This window comes from Bradyrhizobium diazoefficiens (genome assembly GCF_016616885.1).
Lineage (GTDB): Bacteria > Pseudomonadota > Alphaproteobacteria > Rhizobiales > Xanthobacteraceae > Bradyrhizobium > Bradyrhizobium diazoefficiens_F.
On sequence record NZ_CP067102.1, the window covers coordinates 2,649,000 to 2,670,734 of the forward strand.

The 21,735-nt window shown below is 61.5% G+C and carries 21 protein-coding genes; 1 reads left to right on the forward strand and 20 read right to left on the reverse strand.

All coding sequences use genetic code 11. The features are described from left to right. Positions 1-143 precede the first annotated feature (143 nt). From JJC00_RS12065 to JJC00_RS12120, 12 genes are all read right to left on the reverse strand, one after another. Positions 144-353, reverse strand: a complete 210-nt coding sequence (locus JJC00_RS12065; RefSeq protein WP_246774181.1) for a DUF1656 domain-containing protein — start codon at positions 351-353, stop codon at positions 144-146. Continuing rightward, complete coding sequence (locus tag JJC00_RS12070) at positions 344-2,419, reverse strand: FUSC family protein (protein ID WP_200472772.1); 2,076 nt, start codon at positions 2,417-2,419, stop codon at positions 344-346. Before JJC00_RS12070 ends, JJC00_RS12065 begins: the two co-directional genes overlap by 10 nt. After that, the gene (locus JJC00_RS12075; protein WP_200472773.1) at positions 2,403-3,242 is read right to left on the reverse strand and encodes a YoaK family protein; all 840 of its coding nucleotides are present in this window, start codon (positions 3,240-3,242) and stop codon (positions 2,403-2,405) included. The genes JJC00_RS12070 and JJC00_RS12075 overlap by 17 nt, the downstream gene beginning before the upstream one ends. Before the next feature lie 69 nt (positions 3,243-3,311). Continuing rightward, positions 3,312-3,839, reverse strand: coding sequence for an FUSC family protein (locus JJC00_RS12080; RefSeq protein WP_027533525.1), 528 nt, complete (start codon positions 3,837-3,839; stop codon positions 3,312-3,314). Between the two features lie 57 nt (positions 3,840-3,896). Next, positions 3,897-5,348: a class II fumarate hydratase gene (gene fumC, locus JJC00_RS12085; RefSeq protein WP_200472774.1), complete on the reverse strand. Its 1,452-nt coding sequence runs from the start codon at positions 5,346-5,348 to the stop codon at positions 3,897-3,899. Positions 5,349-5,368: 20 nt separating this feature from the next. Beyond that, on the reverse strand, positions 5,369-6,316 hold the full coding sequence (locus tag JJC00_RS12090) for an AEC family transporter (protein WP_200472775.1): 948 nt from the start codon (positions 6,314-6,316) through the stop codon (positions 5,369-5,371). A 56-nt stretch (positions 6,317-6,372) separates the two neighbouring features. Beyond that, the gene (locus JJC00_RS12095) at positions 6,373-8,025 is read right to left on the reverse strand and encodes an NAD-dependent malic enzyme (RefSeq protein ID WP_200472776.1); all 1,653 of its coding nucleotides are present in this window, start codon (positions 8,023-8,025) and stop codon (positions 6,373-6,375) included. After that, positions 8,018-8,653, reverse strand: coding sequence for a LutC/YkgG family protein (locus tag JJC00_RS12100; protein WP_200472777.1), 636 nt, complete (start codon positions 8,651-8,653; stop codon positions 8,018-8,020). The genes JJC00_RS12095 and JJC00_RS12100 overlap by 8 nt, the downstream gene beginning before the upstream one ends. Beyond that, positions 8,650-10,170: a lactate utilization protein B gene (locus JJC00_RS12105; RefSeq protein ID WP_200474086.1), complete on the reverse strand. Its 1,521-nt coding sequence runs from the start codon at positions 10,168-10,170 to the stop codon at positions 8,650-8,652. The genes JJC00_RS12100 and JJC00_RS12105 overlap by 4 nt, the downstream gene beginning before the upstream one ends. Positions 10,171-10,202: 32 nt before the next feature. Continuing rightward, positions 10,203-10,946: a (Fe-S)-binding protein gene (locus JJC00_RS12110; RefSeq protein ID WP_200472778.1), complete on the reverse strand. Its 744-nt coding sequence runs from the start codon at positions 10,944-10,946 to the stop codon at positions 10,203-10,205. Between the two features lie 722 nt (positions 10,947-11,668). After that, the gene (locus JJC00_RS12115) at positions 11,669-12,133 is read right to left on the reverse strand and encodes a cytochrome b (protein WP_433996502.1); all 465 of its coding nucleotides are present in this window, start codon (positions 12,131-12,133) and stop codon (positions 11,669-11,671) included. Positions 12,134-12,270: 137 nt separating this feature from the next. Then, on the reverse strand, positions 12,271-12,624 hold the full coding sequence (locus tag JJC00_RS12120) for a hypothetical protein (protein WP_246774182.1): 354 nt from the start codon (positions 12,622-12,624) through the stop codon (positions 12,271-12,273). Positions 12,625-13,114: 490 nt separating this feature from the next. Between JJC00_RS12120 and JJC00_RS12125 the strand changes: the two genes are divergently transcribed. Continuing rightward, a complete protein-coding gene (locus JJC00_RS12125) occupies positions 13,115-13,381 on the forward strand; it encodes a hypothetical protein (protein ID WP_200472780.1) in 267 nt (88 codons plus the stop codon). Positions 13,382-13,579: 198 nt separating this feature from the next. Here the strand turns inward: JJC00_RS12125 and JJC00_RS12130 are convergent, their stop codons facing one another. The 8 genes from JJC00_RS12130 to rpoH all read right to left on the reverse strand — a co-directional run bounded on the left by JJC00_RS12130 (position 13,580) and on the right by rpoH (position 21,572). Further along, positions 13,580-14,458: a DUF4396 domain-containing protein gene (locus JJC00_RS12130; protein ID WP_200472781.1), complete on the reverse strand. Its 879-nt coding sequence runs from the start codon at positions 14,456-14,458 to the stop codon at positions 13,580-13,582. Positions 14,459-14,653: 195 nt separating this feature from the next. Continuing rightward, complete coding sequence (locus tag JJC00_RS12135) at positions 14,654-14,992, reverse strand: BA14K family protein (protein ID WP_200472782.1); 339 nt, start codon at positions 14,990-14,992, stop codon at positions 14,654-14,656. Positions 14,993-15,239: 247 nt separating this feature from the next. Next, complete coding sequence (mbfA, locus tag JJC00_RS12140; RefSeq protein WP_200472783.1) at positions 15,240-16,196, reverse strand: iron exporter MbfA; 957 nt, start codon at positions 16,194-16,196, stop codon at positions 15,240-15,242. A gap of 88 nt (positions 16,197-16,284) precedes the next feature. Continuing rightward, positions 16,285-17,028, reverse strand: coding sequence for an MIP/aquaporin family protein (locus JJC00_RS12145; RefSeq protein ID WP_200472784.1), 744 nt, complete (start codon positions 17,026-17,028; stop codon positions 16,285-16,287). 108 nt (positions 17,029-17,136) lie between these two features. Further along, positions 17,137-18,564 (reverse strand): catalase, encoded by a 1,428-nt coding sequence (locus JJC00_RS12150; RefSeq protein ID WP_433996525.1) that lies wholly within the window; start codon positions 18,562-18,564, stop codon positions 17,137-17,139. A gap of 258 nt (positions 18,565-18,822) precedes the next feature. Then, complete coding sequence (gene hemA / locus JJC00_RS12155) at positions 18,823-20,076, reverse strand: 5-aminolevulinate synthase (RefSeq protein ID WP_200472786.1); 1,254 nt, start codon at positions 20,074-20,076, stop codon at positions 18,823-18,825. A 60-nt stretch (positions 20,077-20,136) separates the two neighbouring features. Next, positions 20,137-20,538, reverse strand: coding sequence for a cupin domain-containing protein (locus JJC00_RS12160; protein WP_200472787.1), 402 nt, complete (start codon positions 20,536-20,538; stop codon positions 20,137-20,139). A 110-nt stretch (positions 20,539-20,648) separates the two neighbouring features. Then, on the reverse strand, positions 20,649-21,572 hold the full coding sequence (rpoH, locus tag JJC00_RS12165; RefSeq protein ID WP_200472788.1) for an RNA polymerase sigma factor RpoH: 924 nt from the start codon (positions 21,570-21,572) through the stop codon (positions 20,649-20,651). Between the last annotated feature and the right edge of the window lie 163 nt (positions 21,573-21,735).

The following is a 21,735-nucleotide window of genomic DNA, read 5'->3' on the forward strand; positions in this document are numbered from 1 at the left end:
CTGAAGTGCGGCGAGCCTCTCGTCAAAGATGATACTACGCGCGCAGCTCTTCGGCCTTTGGCCGGAGAGCTGGTGTCGCTTGCTTCGTATACTCTCGTCCATGACGCTCCTCGTGGTTAACAATGCTGGGCGCGGGTGCGAGCTCAGCGTGCGATTACGAGTACAGCTGAGGACAGCACGATGACATACACCGCGAACACGAAGAGCGCCGGGTGCCAGACGTGCACCAACAAGCCGGTTCGGACCGCGATCCTGCGCAGCACGATCGTGACGAGCCACGCCGCTACCATCAGCAGGGAGATCGGTGCGACGTAGACGCCCAGCAGGTTGATCTCGACGAACCTCATCCGCATGCTCGTGCTTCGAAATAAGTGCCATGCCGGACCAAGGCGTCACAGACTGCAAGAACCCGGCTGCGCGCTCGAAGCACAACGGAATCTTCTGGGCCAGTCTCGCCGAGGGATGCAAGACGGTGATCGAACGCGGTCAGCCCAGCGATTGCAGCGGCGCTGTCTTCTTGCGCAAATGCCGCGAGCGCCGCCTCGAGTTCCTGGACCACGCCCAGTCGAGGCGCGAGGCGGCGGAGGTGGATGATGTCGGTCCCGACCGAAAGGGCCGCGATGAGCTGTGCCCGCTGCAGCGGTTCGGCTTGGTCCGGCAGAGCTTCGAGGCGGCTGTAAATGAGGCCTTCCCAATCGTCCCCCGGTAGCCGGCCGGCGTCGGTGGTGAGGCGACGCAGGTCGCGCAAGGTCAGCGCGATCAGCCGTCGGCTTCGTAGTGCCGGAGAGAGCGGTGGGAGCAGGCGAAACGAAAGCGCCGCAGCGCCGCACCCTGCGGCGATCGCCAGAGCATTGTTGTAGAAATGCACTGTGTCGTAGCTCATCTGGTTGGCGGGCCCAAGCAGCGGCACGAAGTTGCCGGCCATGGGAGCGAACATTGTGGCCTGCCATGGTTGGGCCATCAGGGCTCCCACCGGAATCAGATAGAGCGCCAGGACGATGCTCAAGCCGGCGAAGGTTGCTACGTTTGGCAATATCGCAAACGCAACGACCGCGGCACAAACCGTGGCAAGGCCGGTGCCAATCGTGAAGTCGACGGCCCGCGCGTAGGCCTCGTCGGCTCTCGGCGCGAACAGGATGACCGAAATGGCTGCCCAGGTGATGGCTACCGCCCCGTTTGGCCATTCGGTCATGATCCAGAACAGCTCGACTGCACCAATGGTGACGAACGCCCGGGCGGCATTGATGAGCGCCGGCAACCAATCGGGCACGTGAGGTCTGACGCTGCGAAGGGGAGGAGTGCGACCGGCGGGCTCGGCAACCAGCAACGCCAGTCCGCCGAGCGCATCGGACAAGCCGGTCAGCACCCGGATGGTTTGATCCGCCAGCAGCCGCAGCGACGGCGCACCGGCCGGTATGGCGATCAGCGCCCGGGCCGCCCCGTCACACAGTCGACGCATTCCGATCGGGTCGGTTGTCCAGGGGAGCGGATCGGCCTGCAAGAGAGCCGAACGCAGCTCCGCTGGAACGCTGCGCAGCACGGCATCGGCCTCCCGCCGAGCAGTGTCATCCGGCAAGCGCGCGAGCCTCCATACCACTGCGCACCAACCGGCCAGCGCTTCAAACAGGCCATCCACCGCCGCCTGCAGCACCGGCGAATGATAGCGAAGGATCGAGGACTCCCCCTTTACCTGGTCGATGACAGGGTCGAGCGCAATAACCTGGCGGATGTGCTCGCGGCGAACCGGCTGCATCTCCGACAATGCCGATCCGGCCTGTGTCAGTGCGGAGCTGAACCTGGCAGCGATCTCGGCTGACAGGCCGGCGAGCAGCGCGGCAAGCTGACGCCGGGCGCCGCCGAAATCGGTCCCGGCGAGCACGATCCCAGCGCATGCGATGCCGATCCAGATCTCGGTGACGCGCGCGAGAGCGAAAGTGAAGGCGAGGCCATCTGTGCCGCCGGTCGCGCCAAGCTCGTCGCTTGCGATAATCGCGGCCGTGTAGCCGGCCAGCGCTGCACCATAGGCCGCAAAATTGCGCAGCAACGTGGCCACGAGCGCGCAGGCTGCGCCCCACAACGCCAAGCCGACCAGAAAGCCTGCGCGCTCTTGCGGGAAGCAGGCCGTCAGCGTCACTATCGCGACCGCGCCCACCAAAGTCCCGATCATGCGGAACCATCCCTTGCGCAGCGACGCGCCGAGAAAGGGCTGGCACACCAGCGCCGCGGACGTGCCGGCCCAATACGCATTGTCGAGCTGCAGCCAAAACGCGACATAGAGGGCGAGGCAGACGGAGGCCCACAGCCGAATACCAAAGAGCAACGGCGGACCCGCGGCCGCGACCGCGCTTGTCAGCGTGCCTGATCGGGCCGCAAAGCGCCTCGCACCGATCCTGCCGGGCTCGTCAAGCGCGCCCGGCATTGGAAGCTGTCTCTGATGCGCTTGCGCGGTGCGAGTCGCTCCGTTCCGGCCTCGTCTCGGCAGCGAGACCCGGAATCAGGAGGTGGCCGTGAGCGCCGTCGAGCTTGGCCGCAGCCGCCATGACCAGCGCCACTAGCCCAAGGCCGGTGGGTAGCGCCAGCGACCACAGCCCAGCTAGGGCTAGACACCCAGCGCCGAGGCCACAGCCCACGACGAAGCCAACGATCGCAAGTTCGCTGCGCCGCGCGCGCCGGCTTGCGTTCGTCACATCACCTGGACTGTGTCCGAGCAGAACCTCCCCGAGGTCCATGACGAAGCGCGTAACATTGGTCGTCATCACTGCAGTGGACGGCGCGCCCTTCAGGGAAATCTGCACGAGAGCGTTTTGCACCGCCATAGCGGAGACGCCCAGCATCCCCGCCACTATCCCTCTTGCAGCGTTTGAATCGAGCCGCGAACCGGCACCTACGCAAAGCGCTAGAAAACCAGCAAGCAACAGGAATTGGAGAAGGAGCAGAGGTCGAAGCGAGGCGACGCACATCCACTCCAATCCAGCTGCGAGGAATCGCGTCAGGGCAAGCACGACAATGAATATGGGAACCGAAATCATCAGAGCCAATGGTGCTTCGCCTCCGGCGACGACGTGCGCGGCCAGAATGACGAGATTGCCCGTGATGTGGGCGGTGAACAGGCCGCCGAGCCCGAGAAAGCTGATCACGTCCGTACTGCCGGCGATCAGGCTAAGGACGCCCGGAAGCAGCTTTGCAGCGAGGGACTCGTCCACTAGCGGAGGCCCGAGATTGGATGTCACGCGTTCAAACATGTGCCGTCTCCTGACGAGTACACGCAGGAGCTCGGACGTTTTCTCGGTGACGATTGCAAGTGTCACCAATCATCGTACCGGCTCCCCGGTGATCCTGAAGAAGACAGCCGAGGCGATCCACTTACATGCAACACCGACGGCGATTCCGACGACGGTATCGATCAGGCGCAGCAATGGCTGATGCCACGCATTCATCGGCGACATGCCCGCGACCACCATGACGACCGCAGTCGTTATGCCGGTCGTTACAATGTCGCCGCGCCGATTCGAGAGCATCATCACCAGGGTTCCAATTCCGAGCAGGACCGCCATTCCCAGCGGGGTAAATGGAAAGAACCACAAGTAGAGGAGGCAGAGCGAAAAACTCACGCATGTGGCAATCAGACGCGCTACTCCGGCGGAGACGCTGTCCTGGCGCGTTTCGCGGAACACGAACACCGTCGCGGCCACAGCCCACATCCCTCCCAGCAAATCGGAATCCTTGTCGGCCAGAGGATGAAGGAGATGGGTAATGGCCCAATACGAGATCGCGCATGCGATGGCCATGTCCAAGGCGTAGACCACGTCCCACAAGGACAGCCTTGTTAGTTTGCTCATCGCATGCGCTCCTCAGCGAAGCTGGTACGTCCCGAACCGAGCATGTCGCCGCCGGAGCTATGCTCCGGCGAGACCGTGCCCGATCATCTTCTTGGGGTCGACGATCTCGTCGAAGCGCTTCCCGTCGATATAGCCGGACTGAAGCGCGGCTTCCCTCAGGGTCAGATCGTCGTCATTGGCCTTGTGCGCGATCGCGGAGGCCTTGTCGTAGCCGATGACCGGGCTGAGCGCGGTGACCAACATGAGCGAGCGGCCGACCGCCTCGTCGATGCGCTTGCGATTGAGACGCGTGCCTTCAACCGAGAAGCGCCGGAACTTGTCACAGGCATCGCCGAGGATGCCGGTGGAATGGAGGAAGTTGTTGATGATGACCGGGCGCATCGCGTTGAGCTCAAAATTGCCCTGGCTGCCGGCGAACGCGACCGCGGTGTCCTCGCCGATCACCTCGATGCAGACCATCACCATCGCTTCGCACTGGGTCGGGTTGACCTTGCCTGGCATGATCGAGGAGCCCGGCTCGTTCTCCGGCAGCAGCAGTTCGCCAAGTCCGCAGCGCGGGCCGGACGCGAGCCAGCGCATATCGTTGGCGACCTTCATCAAGGAAACTGCGAGCCCTCGCAGCGCCGCCATCGCGGCGACCATTCCATCGAGCGAGCCCTGGGCCGCAAATTTGTTGGGCGCGGTGACAAAGGGGTGGCGGGTCAACTCCGCGATCTTGGCCGCGATCTCCCGGCTGAAGCCGGCCGGCGCGTTCAGCCCGGTGCCGACCGCGGTGCCGCCTGCCGCCAGTTCGAGAAGTCCCTCCTCGGAGACGCGAATGCGCTCCAGCGCGTCGCGGATCTGACGCGCGTAGCCCGACCATTCCTGTCCCACCGTCAGCGGCACGGCATCCTGCAGATGCGTCCTGCCGGTCTTGACGACATCGTTCCATTCTCTTGCCTTGGCCTCGATCGCGTCAGCCAGGGCCTCCGCGTGCGGCAGCAAATGCTCTTCGACTTCCAGCAACGCGGCAATGTGCATCGCGGTTGGGAAGCTGTCGTTCGAGGACTGTCCCATGTTGACGTCGTCGTTGGGATGGATCGGTGACTTGCTGCCGATCTTGCCGCCGAGCAGCTGGATGGCGCGGTTCGACAGCACCTCGTTGACATTCATGTTCGACTGGGTGCCAGATCCCGTCTGCCAGACGTACAGCGGAAAGTTCTCGTCAAGCTTGCCGCCGATTGCTTCGTCGGCGGCTCGGACGATGGCATCTGCCTTCCACTGCGGCAGCCGGCCGGCCGCGGCGTTGACCAGCGCCGCCGCCTTCTTCACGTATCCGTAGGCGTGGTAGACCCGCTTCGGCATGTGGTCATTGCCGATCGAAAAATGGACGAGGCTGCGTTCGGTCTGAGCGCCCCAATAGCGGTCGGCCGGCACGTCGATGCCGCCCATCGAATCGGTTTCATGGCGCTTACCGGTCGCATTGATGCCGATCGGGATGTCCTGCAGGATGGGTGTTTGATCGTTCATAGGATAGCTCCTTTCATGGTTTAGAGGGTCGCGGCGATGGCCAGGCCGAGACTGATGGAGATGATGGCGAAGAACGTGCTGGCCGCAGTCGTTGCGGCAGCCTCCTGTGCATAGGCGCCGTACCGTTGCGCCAGCACTGAGGCCGCAGTTGCTGACGGCATGACGCCAATCAGAAAAACTTCCTTGGTCAGCGTGGAGTCGAGCCGAAACACCAGCGCCGCCCCCAAGATGATTGCGGGCTGAATTAGATTCTTAAGCGCAACGTTCGCCACGACATCGCGGCCGAGCCGGATCGGGTTTTGTGCGAGCATCAGGCCAAGCGTGAACAGCGCTGCGCCGCCGGCGGCCTGTCCAATCTGCTCGACCGAATTGTCGATCAGATCGGGAAGCTGCACGCCTGCAATCGCAAGTATGGCGCCGAGCACCGGGAGCCAAACGAGTGGCTGCTTGACTGCGCTGAAAAGGCTGCGCTCGACCAGCAGCATCTCGCTTTCCTTCGCGTTTCCTTTTGACGGAATCGCGAGTTGAAGCATCACCATCGTGAGCGGCACCATGATGATGGTGACTATGAGATTACCTACGATGACAGCGAGCACGCCCTGCGCACCCACCGCCGCCGTGAGCACAGGCGGCCCGCAATAAGCCATGTTGGGGAAGCCGCAGGACAGTCCTTCGAGCGTGCTCGACCGGAGGTCATGCCGGAATACCAGGCGACCAAGGAGTATGCCGAGCAGGTAGGTACCGAGCAGTCCGGCAGCCAGACTTCCCGCATAGGCGGCGTCGGTCAGCTGCTCTGGCTTGGCGTGGGCTGCCGCCAGGAACAGGGATAGTGGCAACGCGAAGCTCACGACGAAAGTGGAAAGCGTGGTGGTCGATTTGGGGCCGAACAGGCCCATGCGCCCTGCGAGCCATCCGAGGAAGGCGACGAACAGGATCGGCAGCAGGCCGCTAAGGATGGTCGCGATCATGAATTTTGCGCTCCGTGTGGGGCCGGGCGGCCCCGATTGGCCGCCCGGGTACCGCGTCAGTATTCTGGTTTGTAAAGTTGCTCTTCGATCCAGGCGCGGATGTCGCGCGGCCGCTCCACCTGCGCCAGGCCATGATCAAACATGAACTCCGCCACGCGAGCCGCGGTCGTCACTTCCGACTCCAGGATGTCGGCTTGGCTTGGATAGAGCATGCCTTTGGCGCGCAGTTCGGGGCCGACCTGATCGGCGCACGCCTGGGCCGCCGCGATAAAGCAGGCGTCGGTGAGCCTCTTCGGCCGTGCCACATAGGTTGCAAGGCCAACTGCTGGAAAGATATAGAAGTTGTTGGCCTGACCGGGGTGATAGGTCTTGCCGTTCACCGTCACGTCCGGAAACTGGACGCCGGCCGCGTACAGCGCCTTGCCCTTTGACCATGTGTAGGCCTGCTCGGCCGAACATTCTGCCTTTTCGGTCGGGTTAGAGAGCGCGAAGATGATGGGTCGCTCGTTGATCCGGCTCATCGCCTCGACGACCTTTTGAGTGAACGCGCCGCCTTTGGTGCTGACGCCAATCAGGATGGTCGGCTTGAACGCTTCGATGGTTTGGACAAGATCCTTCGACGGCGCAGCCTTGTGCGCGTACAGCTTCTGCGCATCCGAGAGATCGGAGCGAGACGGCTCGATTAGCCCATTGATGTCGAACATCGAGATGCGGCTACGCGCTTCGTCCGGAGATAGGCCCTTCTGTTGCATCGCGGCAGCTATGAGACCGGCGATGCCGATGCCCGCCGACCCGGCCCCCAGGAACAGGATACGCTGCTCGGTTAGCGGCGCGTCAACGATCTGCAATGCAGTTATCAGCCCTGCGAGGGAGACGCTGGCAGTGCCTTGGATGTCATCATTGTAGCACAGCACCTTGTCTCGATACCGCTTGAGCATCCGAATGGCGTCAGTGCCTTTCCAGTCCTCGAAGTGGATACAGCAGTCCGGGAAAACTGTCTGAACCGCGTCGACGAATTCATCGGTCAGTTCGTTGAGCTCCTGATCGGACGGCGGCTTCTCCCGCATACCGAGATAGAGTGGATCGGCGCGTAACGCATCGTTGGTCGTGCCGATGTCGAGCAGCACCGGAAGCAGGGTGGTAGGCGGCACCGCTGCGCACGCGGTGTAGAGCTGCAGCTTCCCGATCGGGATGCCCATGCCGTTTGCGCCGATGTCACCGAGGCCGAGGATGCGCCCGCCGGTGGAGACGCAGATAAAGCGGACGTCGCGCTGCGGCCAATTGCGCAGAACCTCGGCGATGCGGCCCTTCATGTCGCGGCTGATGTACATGCCCCGGGCCCGCCGGTAGATATGGCCGAACGTGAGGCAGGCGTAGGCAACGGTCGGGTCATAGAGGATCGGTATGAAGCGTGCAGGATCGGACATCACAGTGCGGTAGAACAACGTCTCATTCCGCTCCTCCAGGCCGATAAGATAGATGTATCGCTCGAGGTCGGTCGGCTTGGCTTCCAGATGCCCGAGCACGCGCTCGACCTGATGCTCGATGCTGTCAACCGAATACGGTAGAAGACCTTCGAGCCCATGGAGCCTGCGCTCCTCCAAAGTGAAGGCCGTACCCTTGTTGCGCGTGGGGTCACCCAGAAACGCAGCCCCGTGCGGAACCTCCACCGGCTTGGTCTTGGCGGTAATCTTTGCTCGTTCAGTCATGCTTCTTCTCCTGGGGTGAAGTCGGCTGCGGTTGGTGATTTCGCGGGATGGGCAGAACAGAGAGTGAGCGGACACCCTGCGCGCCATGGATGAGCACGCCCTCGATATCTGCAGTGGCGGAGGGGCCGGTGTGGAAGCTGGCATAGTGCCGCTCTCGGAATTCCGGCCGGCGATAGGCATGATGCAGATTGACAACGATGTCGGCCGGATCCAGCAGAACGATCAGGTGCTGTGCGAGGTAAGCGAGGGCGTTGATGTTCAGGTCCGTTTCGCTCAAAAGCACCGAGCCGGTCTCGGCCACGGCGAAGGAAGCGCGCACGATCGCGAAATCCACATCCGCCAGTTCCTGCGTCGCGCCGACTGTTGCGATATCGCGGCTGCCGGAGAGCTCCGGGACCGTCGAGCACACGACTTTCGCGCCCGCGATCTTCACCCGCACCGGCGCGAGGACATCGCCTGAAGCCGGCGGAGCGAGAAATATCCCTCCCATGCGTTCCAGGCTGTCCTTGAACGCAGAAAGAAGCGATGCCGGCGGGTCTTCGTCGAACATCGGAACATGCGGCACCGGCCGATCGACTCGCGGCAGGTTCGCCCGGATCGACTCCAGTATATCATCGCGGCTTGTCACTGTTCGCCTCCGCGGTTCGCCTTGTACCAGTTGTGGAATGTCTGCTTCGGCGGATGCGGCACCTCGCGGTGCTTTCCCCAGGCGTCGAGGCCGTTATAGATGACGAAGCGAGGCAGATGCGCGAGTGCAACATCGGCTGATGCGATCGCCACTCGATAAGCCGCGGGCCGGGACAGCAACTCGCCGGCGGCCTTCATCGCGGCTTTCTTGACTAGGGGCACATCGTGCCGCTTCACCAGCTCTCTTCGCCAGGCATAGATCTGCTCGTGGATATTGATCTTCACCGGGCAGACGTTGGTGCAACTGCCGTTGAGCGATGAGGCGAAGGGCAAGTTGCTGTATTTTCGCGCGTTGAAGGTCGGATCGATGATGAGGCCTATCGGTCCAGAGTAGGTTGCGCCGTAGCTCAAGCCGCCACTACGCCGATACACCGGGCAGGTGTTCATGCAGGCCCCGCAGCGGATGCATTTGAGCGAGGTCCAGAACTCCTCTAGGCCGAGCCGTTCGGAGCGGCCGTTATCGACCAGCACGACATGCATCTCGCCGCCTTTCCGCGGGCTGCGGAAGTGCGAGGTGTATTGGGTCATCGGCGAACCCAAAGCGCTGCGCGATAACAGGCGGACAAACACCGCCAGGTGCTCCAGGCGCGGAATGATCTTTTCGATGCCGATCGAGGCGATGTGCAGCTTCGGTACGTTGCCCGACAGGTCGGCATTACCCTCGTTGGTGCAGACAACAAACGTGCCGGTCTCCGCGACCACGAAATTGCCACCCGTCATGCCGGCATCAGCGGCGAGGATCAGCGGGCGCGTCGCCTCGCGCTGCGCTTCCGCGAGATAGTGGACGTCGCTGTTGTCGGGGTCCGTGCCGATCGTGTCGGCGAATACCTTCGCCACATCAGTCCGGAGCTTGTGCACGGCCGGAACCACGACATGGCTGGGATCTTCCTTGTCGAGCTGCTGAATCCGCTCGCCGAGGTCGGTCTCGATCACCTCGATCCCGGCGGAGGCCATGTAGGGGCGAAAGCCACACTCCTCAGTCAGCATCGATTTGCTCTTGATCAGGGACTTCGCGCCGTGGTCCTTGAGGATCCCGTGGACGATCCGGTTGTGCTCGGCGGCGTCGCGTGCCCAGTGCACATGGATGCCGTTCGCCCGCGCACGCGCCTCGAACTGATCGAGGTACTCGTCGAGATGGGTGAGCGTGTGCTCCTTGATGGCTGACGCGAGGGAACGGAGCTCTTCCCATTCGGGAATATGGTGCATTTCCCGATCGCGCTTCTGGCGAAGATCCCAAAGGCGCTCGTCATGCATCTTTTCGTGCTCTGGCGAGGCAATGAAGCGTGCGGCCGCTTCCGCCTGGTCGATCGGACGATTGCCGTGGACTTTTGCACCGCGCGGCTGCGGTTCCGGCCGCGAACGCAACGGTTTGGAGGCACCCTCGGCGTGATCGAGGCGGTGACCATCGCGGTAGATGGCTTGAGTGTCCTCGGCTCCCACCATCTCAGGATGCAGCATGGCGTGGCCGGGCAGCGGCTCAGCAGAGCTCGTCATGCGTTGGCTCCGTTCAATATCTCGGCGATGTGGATGAATTTGAGCGGCACGCCGATGCGCTCGGCGCAGCCTTGCTGATGCATCAGGCAGGAGCTGTCCGCCGATACGATGTACTCGGCACCGGCCCGGGCGTGATCGCTGACCTTGTCGTACCCCATCTTGGTAGAAACGACTTCCTCGAAGACCGAGAAGGTGCCTCCGAAGCCGCAACACTCGTCAGGTCTCGCCGGCTTGACGAATTCGATGCCGTCGACCTTGGACAGCAGATCCATTGGCTTGGAGAAGAATGGCTCGTGTAGCTCTGATGGTGTTGCGTGCTTGAGCCGACGCAGGGTGCCACAGCTGTTGTGCAGGCCGATCCGGTGCGGAAACCTCGCCCACGGAAATGCATCGACCTTCAGGACGTCGTGCAGGAACTCGACGAGCTCATAGGTTCGCGACCGAACCTCCTTGACGTCGGCGGTCTGCTCGATAGCGTCGAAATTGTCGCGCACGTGGTGAACGCAGCTGCCGGACGGACCTACGACATAGTCGAAGCCAGAGAAATTGCGCACGAACAGGGCTTCGGTGGCGGCGCAGTCGGTGTTGAACCCGCTGTTGGCCATTGGTTGTCCGCAGCAGGTCTGATCGCGTGGGTACACGACCTCATGACCGAAGCGCTCGAGCAGCTCGAGTGTCGCGATGCCGACTTGCGGAAAGAATGCGTCGATATAACAGGGAACGAAGAGCCCAATTCGCATGTGTCACTCCATGATCGCGGACATTTGGTATTCACTCGAATGCTCGCGGCGAGCGTGATTGAAGCCAACGCCGGTCACGGGAAACACGAACAGACGCGGCCATGAATGCACCAAGTGTGAAAACAAAATGATCCGAGCTCGACGTTGCAAACGCACTGGTTGCCTCCGAGTGCATTCCGTTCTTCAGTCGATTGAAAGGTAGTCATGCCCGGCGGATATGACTGTGTGAGGATTGCTGTTTTTGATGAACCCTTGCGGCGGGATGAGCCTGACGCGCTATCGGCGCCTTCGTCCCCGCACCACGCGACGATCGCGTTCAGTCCTGCCGGCACGTTCCGGTACCATCAGCCAGGCGGTGGGCTTCGAGGAGCGCACGGCAGATCGATAGCCCCGACCCGTGCCGATCGCTATAATCGTGTGGAGACATTCGAAGACGCGATCGAGAGCTGCTGGCGTCAAGCCGGACCCGACTCCCGTACCGTCACGAGCACGCAACCTGAATTGGATCCGCGCTTCCGAAATCCGGTGGCTGTGACCAGGGGCGGCGGTACCCTTCGCGGGCGACAGGACCACCGCGGCCGGTGATGGCAGGCATGTGCCGCTGATCCCTCCAATCTGACTGATCGTGAAGCCGCTACAGATTGCGAGGACTGCAGGTTACGGGATGTGTTGCATTGATCGGATGACATGTTCGTCCACGTCTGCCTCGCGTCTGTTGAAGCTCAGGATCGCGAGCACGGTAGCATTCGCAGAAGCGCTCGGTCGCGGAAGATGTAGTGATGGACGAGGGCTGCAGCGGCATGCAGGCCGATCAAAGTCATCGTCCCGTTCGCAAGCAAATCGTGCACTTCCCTGGTATCCCGCCCAAAGGCGCGATCGGCCGTCCAGGGCGACACGATCTCGAACAGGCCGAAGATCCGCAGCGCGTGGCCCTTTGCAAATTGCACCACGATGCCGGCAATGGGCACCGCGATCAGCAGCGCATAGAGCATGTAGTGAACCGCTTGCCCTGCGCGCTCTCCCCACAATCCCAGCGGCGAGTCTACCGGTGCAGGCACTGGGTCAGCGGCACGCCAAGCGAGGCGAGCCATCACGAAGCCGAGGATCGCGAGACCCAGTGAGATATGCACGAACAAGCCGGTCTCGCGTGCCCCGCGCGGCAATTCCGCGCCGAATTGTCCCGACATCCATGCGCCCAAAACAAATACGAAAACGGCCCAGTGAAGAGCCATCGCGATAGCACCATAAGATCGAGATGAGTTTCGCGCGCGCATGTCGAACTCCGTCCTGTACGTCTAGACTGGAGGCTAGGGCTCTTCGCCATTCATACCCCGCCGTTTTGCACGAAGCAGTAGACTAGCCCCCCGGTGCTCAGAAACACGACGCTATGGCCGGTCGGATTCCCGTCTTTCCAGGTTAGCTTGTGGTCCGGTATTTCGATCTCAGTGCCGATCGGGACTGGCGTGCGCCTCAACTTGGCGTTGTCGCGGTCATCGGTGATGGTGCAGAAGGTCTTACTATCCTTGACGTGGATGTCATCGCACCAGTAAGCATCTGCCTCGCCACAGCATGATGCAGTCGGGACATCCGGCATCATCAGGCTCTGGTACCAACCGCGGACCTGTGGATCGGCGTTCTCCCACTGTCCGAGATCGCGAGCGCGGGTGCTGGTGGTCAAGCACAGCGCCCATAACGCCATGATCGCCAGCCATAAGACGGGCTTGGACGGGGATAGCATCTAACAAGAACTCCAACTTCGGGCTGACATAAAGTTTAGCAGCCGCCGCGTTATCCGCTGCGCGGCCATTGCCCTTTTTGGCCCGAAATTGCTCGAACAACAGGATCGGCGCGCGGCACCTCGGCACGCGATCTAAACGAGAATGGAGGGAGGCCTGATCGCGCCGATCACTCGGTCACAGGCCGATGTTCAATCGTCCTCGAGAGCTGACGAGTGCCATTCACCACCGGCTCGAGCGCGCCGGCGGGAGCTGCCCTTGGACAGGGACTTGGAGTCGCCAGCGTGGCAATCGCAGTGCGATCATCGCGACGGTACGCGCGGCACTCACCCGCGCCGCGATGATTTGAACCAAACGTGAGCCTTGGCAGCTTGCGATCGAGTTTTCTCGCACCATTCTGGGGGTGAGCGAGGATCACCTGGAGAGCCAGTTATGCGTGAGTTGATTGCCACAGTAGCATTGGCCGCGGTCATCGGTAGCTCGATGGCGGTAGCGCGGCCTCGTGATTTGCCAAATTCGTCCGTGCCACCTTCGATGAACGCGGAGCGGCGATCCCTCCCGGAGGCGCCGGTGGGACATCGCCAGCCGCGTGCCGACCAGGTGCCGTCGGAGAAGAACCTGATGGATCCAAACGACCCGGTAAATCAGGAGAACGCCGCACTCGATCGCATGATCAACGGCATTTGTCGCGATTGTTAGGGCGTGTATTCATAGATCGAGATTCCGAGCGTGGCTTGATACGAATGGGGTACCGCCCGGCTGTCCTGAACCGTGATGAATATTAAGCAGTTCTCTTTGCAGGCGTCGCTGGGATCGGAGTGGAAAGCTTCCGTGACCGCGTCGGATACCGACTGAATAGTATCCGTTCGTCATTCAGCTGAACTGAGCAACGTCTCGTTAAAACCTCACCGGAACTACGAAACTCGTCAGCCAAACCGCAGCGAGCAGAACCGCGAAGGTTACGGCGATGATGACCGCGGCGCGGCCTGCGGGTAGCTCGTTCATCGCGTGATCGTGGTGATACATCGCGCCGGCCGTTCCCTCCGCGTGATGCATCTGGGCGTGATCCATCATCTTCGAGGGCTCGGGCGAGGCGTGGCCCAGGTCCGGTGCGGGTCTATCTGCATCCGGCAGAGTCATGCAGCCATGCTTCAGGCGATTCGCAACCATCCAGTGGTTGATCGGATAGGCGACGACGCCGCCGACGATCGTCGCGATGCTCATACGGAACCAGAACGAGAGGGCCTGCGGCTCCTCCGAGCCTGCCCAGTGGGTGCCGAGGATCAGCATGACCGGGATCATGCCGGTCATCACCATGTTCATCGACACGGTCTCGGCGAAGAAAGTCTTGCGCACTGCCTTCCAGTAGTCGCCCTCGTACATGCCGACCATCATTAGCGCCTGGAAGATGAACAGGCCGGAGACGAAGCCCGCCAGGTATTCGATGGTCGCGTCCCAGCCGTTGGTGAGACTGAAGACCGGCAGGATGGAGGCTGCGACGACAATGCCGGTGGCGTCCCCTGCCAGGCAGTGCATCTCGCTGTTGAGCGACTGCTTCCACCTCGCCGCGGTGAAGGCATCATGGGTGCCCGGCAGGGGCCTGCGGCAGGCGAGCAGGTAGAAGAACGCGCCGACCGGCCCCGTATAGATCGTGACGAGGATCCAGGCGATGCGCTGCACCCAGCTGGTGACGCCATTGAAAATCGAGTCCCAGACGACGAAGACGACGCTGCCCGCTGTCAGCGCGAACCAGACGATCATGGCGTCGTCGAGCATGGCAAGCCTCCACCTTCATCGGTGTCACCGTAGCGCTCGGTGCGGAAGGTGCTCGTCCGCAATGGGTCATTCGCGTCGATTTTATCAGTCCACGCCCTGGACCAGGTCGTGCTCGTCACCAGTAACGTTGTCAGAGCGTGAACGCGCCGCCGAGTGGCGGTCGCATTCCCGATCCATATCAGGAGGCTGTTCGCGTCACTCGCAGGCATGGCGCCGACCATCGCGCCCGAGAAAGGTGGCAGATGCGGGATCGTAGGAGCGATAGCGCCGAGCGCAGGAAGAGGAAGGCGCGCCAACCATGGCCGCATAAGCACCGCGCGCCCGATAACCGGGAGGAGCGCCGCCATCAGGCAGCTCCATACCCGCTCTGCCTGCAGGCGTTGGCGCGCCTCCATTCAGGACGTCACGGTTCGGGTACTCGGCCTGAAACGTGTCTGGATTCTGGATGGCCCAAACGGGGAGCTGGGCGCTTGCAGACGTGATGGTGATCGTCGAGAATAGAGTTGCCGCGACCAAAGCTTTCAATGCAGTCATAATCGTTCTCCGTTTTGCTTTCTGTGCGGACAATTCGCGCCGCGATAACCGCTGCTCTGGTTGGTCTGTTTCCTGCGGACGTTTCTAAGCAACGACGATGTGGCAAGTGCATCCGACAAAGCCAAGCGCGCGGACATCACTCCTGCGCGAACAGGGCGTTTTACAGATGACGTGATCGAATGAGGGGAGCTGCTTTCAGGCGGACGGTGCTGAAAGGCGCGAAACAGATGGCAGATCGGCGGTTGGATCAGCCGTTTCCAATGAGAACGCCGGTCGCGAGAACAAGTCCGCCTCCGAGCATGACCTTGGCGGCGGCGGAGATCGGCGCTGTGTCCATGTATTTCCATTGAATGAAGGCAATCGCGAGCAGCTCGGCCACAACAACGGCTGCGGCTGTCGCGGTCGCAGTGAAAAAGTCTGGTATCAAGTATGGAAGCGTATGCCCTATGCCTCCTGCGACTGTCATGAGACCACAAACAAGTCCTCGCAAATATGGCGTACCGCGACCTGACAGCTTTCCGTCATCGGCGAGAGCTTCTGCAAATCCCATTGAAATTCCGGCGCCGAGCGACGCGGCCATGCCGACTTGAAAGGCATTCCACGAGTTGTGCGTGGCAAACGCGGCTGCAAACACCGGGGCTAACGTCGAAACCGATCCATCCATCAGTCCGACGAGTCCCGGCTGAATGATCTGGAGGATGAAACTGCGCCGGGCGTTCTCGTCCTCAACGCCTCTGGCCTCCTGCGGTAGGCGTTTGGCCGCAATTTCTCCTGCCGTTCGTTCATGTTGCAATTCTGCTCTCGCCAGGTCGCCGAGCAATATGCGAATAGAAGCATCGATCGTTCGGGAAGCGGCCAGGTCGTAGAAACGCCGGGCATCTTGCTCCATCTGGCTTGCTTGCTGCCTCACGGCTTCGATGCCCCGGAGGCGGACGCGCCAAAGCTTCTTTCGTTGCACGAAGCCGCGGACGTCCTGTCGTCTCACGAGCGGAATGTGATTTCCAAATCTTGAACAATAGAGTTCGATCAATGCGCGCCGATGCTCGTTCTCTTCCACAGACATATCGGAGAGGACTTGCGCCGTGTCGGGATGTTCGTCTCTCAAATCTTCCGCGAAGTCGGCATAGATCCGTCCATCTTCTTCCTCACTGCTGATGGCGAGCGCGAGGATCTCCTGCTCCGTAAGCTGATCGAATGATTTCATATTGAGCTGTCGAGCCGCGGCGCGTTGTGGCCGACCGGCCTTGGCGGAATTTGGGTCGGCCGTGAACAATGAGTCTTGAGAGACGGGGTCATTCGGCGGGTGCCTGTCCGGTCCTGCCCGGCGCGGATGCTGCGTCCTCATGGGCGAGCCACGCGATAACGGTATGCAGAATAGCGGCGATGATGGCACCCACGATAGGGGCGGCCAAGTACAGCCAGACATCGCCGTAGTTGCCGGTGGCGACCATCGGGCCGAGCGCCCGCGCTGGGTTGAACGGGGCGCCAGTGAGCGGCCCACCCATCAGGATGTTGAGGGTCAGCGTCATTCCGATCGCAAGCGGCGCGAGGCTGCCGGCGCGACCCGCAACCGCCGTGCTGAGTACCACTGTAACCAGGAAGAAGGCGAGCACGGCCTCGATCAAAAAGCCGACTGTGGGCGTGATCGTGAGGGTCGTGGCGCCGAGCGCGAGGTCGTGAGCGAGCGTCGGCATGCCGAGGCCGGTGGCTGAACCACCTAAGACGGTCCGCAGCAACAGTGCGCCTGCGATACCTCCGATGAGCTGGCTGATGATATAGCCAACCGCCTCGCCGACACGCATCGCGCCGGCGGCGAGCACGCCGACGGTGACGGCGGGGTTCATGTGCCCGCCCGACAGGGAGCCATACGCGAAGGCGAACGCCATGATCGTCAAGCCGTGTGCAAAGGCAACTGCAACGACGCCGAGCAGGCCGACACCGGTGCCGACTATCGCCGCGGCGCCTGCACCGATGAATACGAACGAGAAGGTGCCGACGAACTCCGCTAGGAGCTTGGACGCAATTCTGTAGGACATTGCTCTCTCCGGAAACGGAATGACCGCTTGGCGCGATCGCTTGGCGCTGCGGAACGTTATGGCTTGACCGGCGGTCGCGGAAGCGCCGCCGGCCGACAAAGCGCAGGCCTACTCCGCGGCGACCATCCCAGGCTTGAAATCGACGCCGAGGGCGTTGGCGACGCCGGCACCATATGCGGGATCGGCGCGGTAGAAGTGAGCGAGCTGACGGTAGACGATCTTTGGCGGCACGCCGTCCATCGCTTCCTTGATGTTGTTGAACAGCTGCTGCTTCTGATCGGCCGTCATCAGCCGGAATAGCTCCCCCGGCTGCCGATAGTCGTCGTTGCCGTCGCGATGATCATAGCGGGCGGCATCTCCCGTGATCCTGAGCGGCGGCTCGCGGAAGCTGTGGTCCCCAAGCGGGCCATCAAACGAATTCGGCTCGTAGTAAGCGTCGGGATAAGGCTTGCCCTCGAGCCGCATCGTGCCGTCGATATGATAATCGTTCACCTCTGCTCGCGGCCGATTTACCGGAAGTTGGTGCGCATTGATGCCGACCCTGTAACGATGCGCGTCCGCATAGGAAAAGATGCGGGCCTGCAGCACCTTGTCCGGCGAGTGGCCGATGCCGGGTACGATGTTCGATGGCGCGAGCGCCGCCTGCTCGACCTCGGCAAAATAGTTCGTCGGATTGCGGTTGAGCTCGAGGATGCCGACCTCGATCAGTGGATAGTCCGCGTGAGGCCACACCTTGGTCAAGTCGAACGGATTGTACCAGTGCTTGTCGATGTCGCTCTCCGGCATGATCTGCACGGAAAACCTCCATTTCGGGAAATCGCCCTTCTCGATCGAGTCGAACAGATCGCGCTGATGGGTCTCGCGGTCGTAGGCGACCTTCTGGGCCGCTTCGGCGTTGGTCCAATTCTTGATGCCTTGCATGGTCTTGAAGTGAAACTTGACCCAATGGCGTTCATTCCGGTCGTTGATGAACGAATAGGTATGCGAACCGAAGCCATCGATATTCCGATAGCTCTGGGGCAAGCCGCGGTCAGACATCAGGATGGTCACCTGGTGCAAGCTTTCAGGTGATAGCGACCAGTAATCCCACATCGCGGTCGGCGATCGCATGTTGGTCCGCGGGTGCCGCTTCTGGGTGTGGATGAAGTCGGGGAATTTCAGCGGATCGCGAAGGAAGAACACCGGCGTATTGTTGCCCACGATGTCCCAGTTGCCTTCCTCAGTATAGAAGCGGAGGGCAAAGCCCCGCACGTCGCGCTCAGCGTCAGCCGCGCCACGCTCGCCCGCCACCGTGGAGAAGCGCAGGAAAGCCTCGGTCTTCTTGCCCTTCTGTAGCGCTTTGGCCTTCGTGTACTTCGTGATGTCATTTGTGATGGTCAACGTACCGTAGGCAGCCGATCCCTTGGCATGCACGGTGCGCTCTGGAATACGCTCGCGATTCTGGTGCGCCATCCTCTCCAGGAGATGGAAGTCCTGCATCAGAACCGGGCCGCGTGGGCCGGCGGTGATGCTGTTCTGGTTGTCGGCGACCGGCATGCCGCTGGTTGTGGTGAGGGTAGGGCGTTTGGCCACGAAATGCTCCTGTATGCGAGGCGTTAGTTAGCCGGCAACGGTGCCGCTGGTGCGGCTGCCCGTTTCTGTTCGCAAGCTCGTCTGTTGCATAACTGCGTTTGCGAAAGACTGGCTGGAGCAGATGTAGCCTTTCTGTTTGGGACGACTGTGGCTCTATTGCCGTGACTGCGCCGGAGTTGCTTCTATCTGCGCGGGGGCGGGCGCTGACCTAGGGGCCACTGGTTATTGGGCGCAAAGACGAGCCGCATAATCAGCTGCTGCCGACGAGCCCTTTGGCGCAAGCTCTAGCCTTGCCCACACATCCACCAGTGCGTGGGCGAGAGCATCCACGAGCATGTCGTCGTGGTAGGGGGTTGGTGTGATCCGCAGCCGTTCGGTTCCGCGCGGTACCGTGGGATAGTTGATTGGCTGGATGTAGATGCCGTGCTCGGCGAGCAATAAATCGCAGGCCGCCTTGCACCTCTCGGGATCTCCGACCAGTACCGGTACGATATGGGTCTCGCTCGGCATAACCGGCAGCGCGGCAGCAGTGAGCGCGGCTTTGACGCGCGCAGCTCGTTCCTGATGTCGCTCGCGTTCCCAATTGGAAGCCTTGAGGTGTCGGATCGCGGCGGTGGCAGCGGCGCAAATCGGAGGCGGCAAAGCGGTGGTAAATATAAACCCCGGTGCATACGAGCGCACGGCGTCGATCAAGATGCTGTTTCCCGCAATGTATCCGCCCACGCAGGCGAATGCCTTGGCGAGCGTGCCTTCCAGGACGTCGATCCGATCCATCACCCCATCGCGTTCCGCCACGCCGGCACCGCGCGCGCCGTACATGCCCACGGCGTGCACCTCGTCCGCATAGGTCATCGCACCGTAGTATTCGGCGAGGTCGCAGATGCGGTGCATCGGCGCCACGTCGCCATCCATGGAATAGACGGTTTCGAAGATAATCAGCTTCGGCCGGTCGTGTCCGGCCACTTGCAACAACCGTTCGAGATGATCGACGTCGTTGTGCCGCCAGATTTTCTTCTCGCAACCGGATTGACGCGCGCCTTCGATCATCGAGTTGTGGTTGAGTTCATCGGAGAGGATCAGGCAGTCCGGAATGAGCTTTCCGATGGTCGCGATTCCGGTCTGGTTTGACACGTAACCCGACGTAAAAACGAGAGCCGCCTCCTTGCGGTGCAACTCGGCGAGTTCATGCTCCAGCTCGATCAGGGGATGATTGGTGCCGGCGATGTTTCGTGTCCCGCCGGCGCCGGCGCCGAGGCGCATCACGGTCGCTGCCATGGCCTCGATCACCTTCGGGTGCTGGCCCATTCCGAGGTAGTCGTTCGAGCACCAGATCGCCACCTCGCGCGGTCCGCCGGGAGAATGCCAGATGGCGTGCGGGAAGCGACCCGCGATGCGTTCAAGGTCCGCGAAGGCACGATAGCGCTGCTCGTGCTTCAACCGGCTCAGGGCGCCGGCAAAGAATGCGTCGTAGTTCATATAAGCTCCCCCGCCCGAATGCGGCCCAGTCCGGCCGATGCACGGCCGCAGCGTTTGACCCTAGGTCCAGGTGTCGTCCGGCAGGTTGACCACGATGGGCGTCGCTGTGCTACGTACGACAACCCACCGAAACGGCTCCAGCTTCGAAGGGTTGATTTCCATATGCGGCAGGAAAGCCGGGACGTGAATGAAATCGCCGACCTTCGCATGTGCGACGAATTCGCCTCTTTCACCCCAGCGCACTTCACAGATGCCGGAAAGGACGTAGGCGATAGTCTCCTGCTGTCCGTGGTGGTGGAGTCCCGTACGCAGTCCAGGGGCCACTTCGAACAGACCGCCCCAGATTGCCGAAGCGATAGCCAGTTCTGGAGCGATAGCCGCACGACGCTGAGAGCCAGGCGTCTGAGCTGTTCCGGAATCAAACTGAGCTGGGCTTACGATATGGATGGCGGTCGTACTCATGGTGCCCCTTGGGAATCGCGGTCGGAGCACTCATTATGCGAGCTCCCGGTTAGGAGCACTCGGCCGAGATTGCGGCGTTTGGTGAAAATTTGCGCGGATTACGATCGTCGCTACGCGTGCATTGCTCCTTGCAGGGTTCGTTCCAATGATCGCCTCGCTGCAATCCGTACCTTCTCGTAGGCGCGCACCTCGATCTGGCGAATGCGCTCGCGCGAAACGTTGAATTCGAGTGCAAGATCCTCCAGCGTTGGTGGATCATCAATGAGATGACGCGCCTCAAAGATGCGCCGCTCTCGATGATCGAGTACGCTGATAGCGCGAGCGAGCGCTTCTTGCCGGTGATCCATTTCGTCGTGGTTAAGGACGATGGTTTCCGGAGATGGGCTCTCATCAACGAGATAGTCTTGCCATTCGCTGGGCTGTTCTCCTTCGCGTACCGGTGAGTTTAGCGATGTGTCGCCGGCGAGGCGTCCATTCATATCTACCACGTCCTGGTCCGTCACCCCCAGCGTCGTTGCAATTTCCGTCACCTGTTCAGGGCGCAAACTGGCGTTATCGAGAGCGGCGATCTTGGCCTTGGCCGACCGTAGCTTGAAGAACAGCTTTTTCTGGTTCGCAGTCGTGCCGATCTTCACCAACGACCAGGATCTCAGGATGTAGTCCTGTATCGCGGCTTTAATCCACCACATTGCGTAGGTGGAAAAACGAAATCCCATATCGGGCTCGAAGCGTTGAACGGCCTGCATTAGGCCGACATTGCCTTCCGATATTAATTCCGAGGTCGGCAGACCATAGCCGCGATATCTCATCGCGATTTTGGCGGCCAGCCGCAGATGGCTGGTGACGATTTGGTCCGCAGCATCACGATCACCATGGTCTCGCCAGCGCTTGGCGAGCTGATATTCCCGTTCTCGCTCGAGCAATGAGAAGCGTCGAATGTCAGCGAAGTAGCCTGAACCGCGGTTGTCGGCAGAAGGTGCATTCAGGCTTCGAGTGGTTAGTCCGCAACGATCCTTGTTCTCCTCTGCGCTCATCTCAGCTGCCCCGTCCGTCAAGAGACCGACGCCTGAAACGAACGATCTGGATCGACGAAGCGCAACAGGCGGGATTTAGAAAGCAGCGATGGGCCGCATACGAAATCCGCGTTACATCAGGGTGGGAGTCAGGTCGTGCCACTGATCGGAGCCCTTTCGTCAT

Excerpts from the sequence above, each read along its gene's own strand:
- JJC00_RS12150 (WP_433996525.1), bottom strand. The coding sequence starts at position 18,564 with ATGCCGGTCGCCGACAACCAGAACAGCATCACCGCCGGCCCACGCGGC.
- JJC00_RS12145 (WP_200472784.1), bottom strand. The coding sequence starts at position 17,028 with ATGTCCTACAGAATTGCGTCCAAGCTCCTAGCGGAGTTCGTCGGCACC.
- JJC00_RS12070 (WP_200472772.1), bottom strand. The coding sequence starts at position 2,419 with ATGCCGGGCGCGCTTGACGAGCCCGGCAGGATCGGTGCGAGGCGCTTT.
- JJC00_RS12160 (WP_200472787.1), bottom strand. The coding sequence starts at position 20,538 with ATGAGTACGACCGCCATCCATATCGTAAGCCCAGCTCAGTTTGATTCC.
- fumC (WP_200472774.1), bottom strand. The coding sequence starts at position 5,348 with ATGAACGATCAAACACCCATCCTGCAGGACATCCCGATCGGCATCAAT.
- JJC00_RS12105 (WP_200474086.1), bottom strand. The coding sequence starts at position 10,170 with ATGCTGCATCCTGAGATGGTGGGAGCCGAGGACACTCAAGCCATCTAC.
- mbfA (WP_200472783.1), bottom strand. The coding sequence starts at position 16,196 with ATGAAATCATTCGATCAGCTTACGGAGCAGGAGATCCTCGCGCTCGCC.
- JJC00_RS12075 (WP_200472773.1), bottom strand. The coding sequence starts at position 3,242 with ATGTTTGAACGCGTGACATCCAATCTCGGGCCTCCGCTAGTGGACGAG.
- JJC00_RS12090 (WP_200472775.1), bottom strand. The coding sequence starts at position 6,316 with ATGATCGCGACCATCCTTAGCGGCCTGCTGCCGATCCTGTTCGTCGCC.
- JJC00_RS12095 (WP_200472776.1), bottom strand. The coding sequence starts at position 8,025 with ATGACTGAACGAGCAAAGATTACCGCCAAGACCAAGCCGGTGGAGGTT.
- rpoH (WP_200472788.1), bottom strand. The coding sequence starts at position 21,572 with ATGAGCGCAGAGGAGAACAAGGATCGTTGCGGACTAACCACTCGAAGC.
- JJC00_RS12080 (WP_027533525.1), bottom strand. The coding sequence starts at position 3,839 with ATGAGCAAACTAACAAGGCTGTCCTTGTGGGACGTGGTCTACGCCTTG.
- JJC00_RS12115 (WP_433996502.1), bottom strand. The coding sequence starts at position 12,133 with ATGTCGGGACAATTCGGCGCGGAATTGCCGCGCGGGGCACGCGAGACC.
- JJC00_RS12125 (WP_200472780.1), top strand. The coding sequence starts at position 13,115 with ATGCGTGAGTTGATTGCCACAGTAGCATTGGCCGCGGTCATCGGTAGC.
- hemA (WP_200472786.1), bottom strand. The coding sequence starts at position 20,076 with ATGAACTACGACGCATTCTTTGCCGGCGCCCTGAGCCGGTTGAAGCAC.
- JJC00_RS12110 (WP_200472778.1), bottom strand. The coding sequence starts at position 10,946 with ATGCGAATTGGGCTCTTCGTTCCCTGTTATATCGACGCATTCTTTCCG.
- JJC00_RS12135 (WP_200472782.1), bottom strand. The coding sequence starts at position 14,992 with ATGACTGCATTGAAAGCTTTGGTCGCGGCAACTCTATTCTCGACGATC.
- JJC00_RS12130 (WP_200472781.1), bottom strand. The coding sequence starts at position 14,458 with ATGCTCGACGACGCCATGATCGTCTGGTTCGCGCTGACAGCGGGCAGC.
- JJC00_RS12065 (WP_246774181.1), bottom strand. The coding sequence starts at position 353 with ATGCGGATGAGGTTCGTCGAGATCAACCTGCTGGGCGTCTACGTCGCA.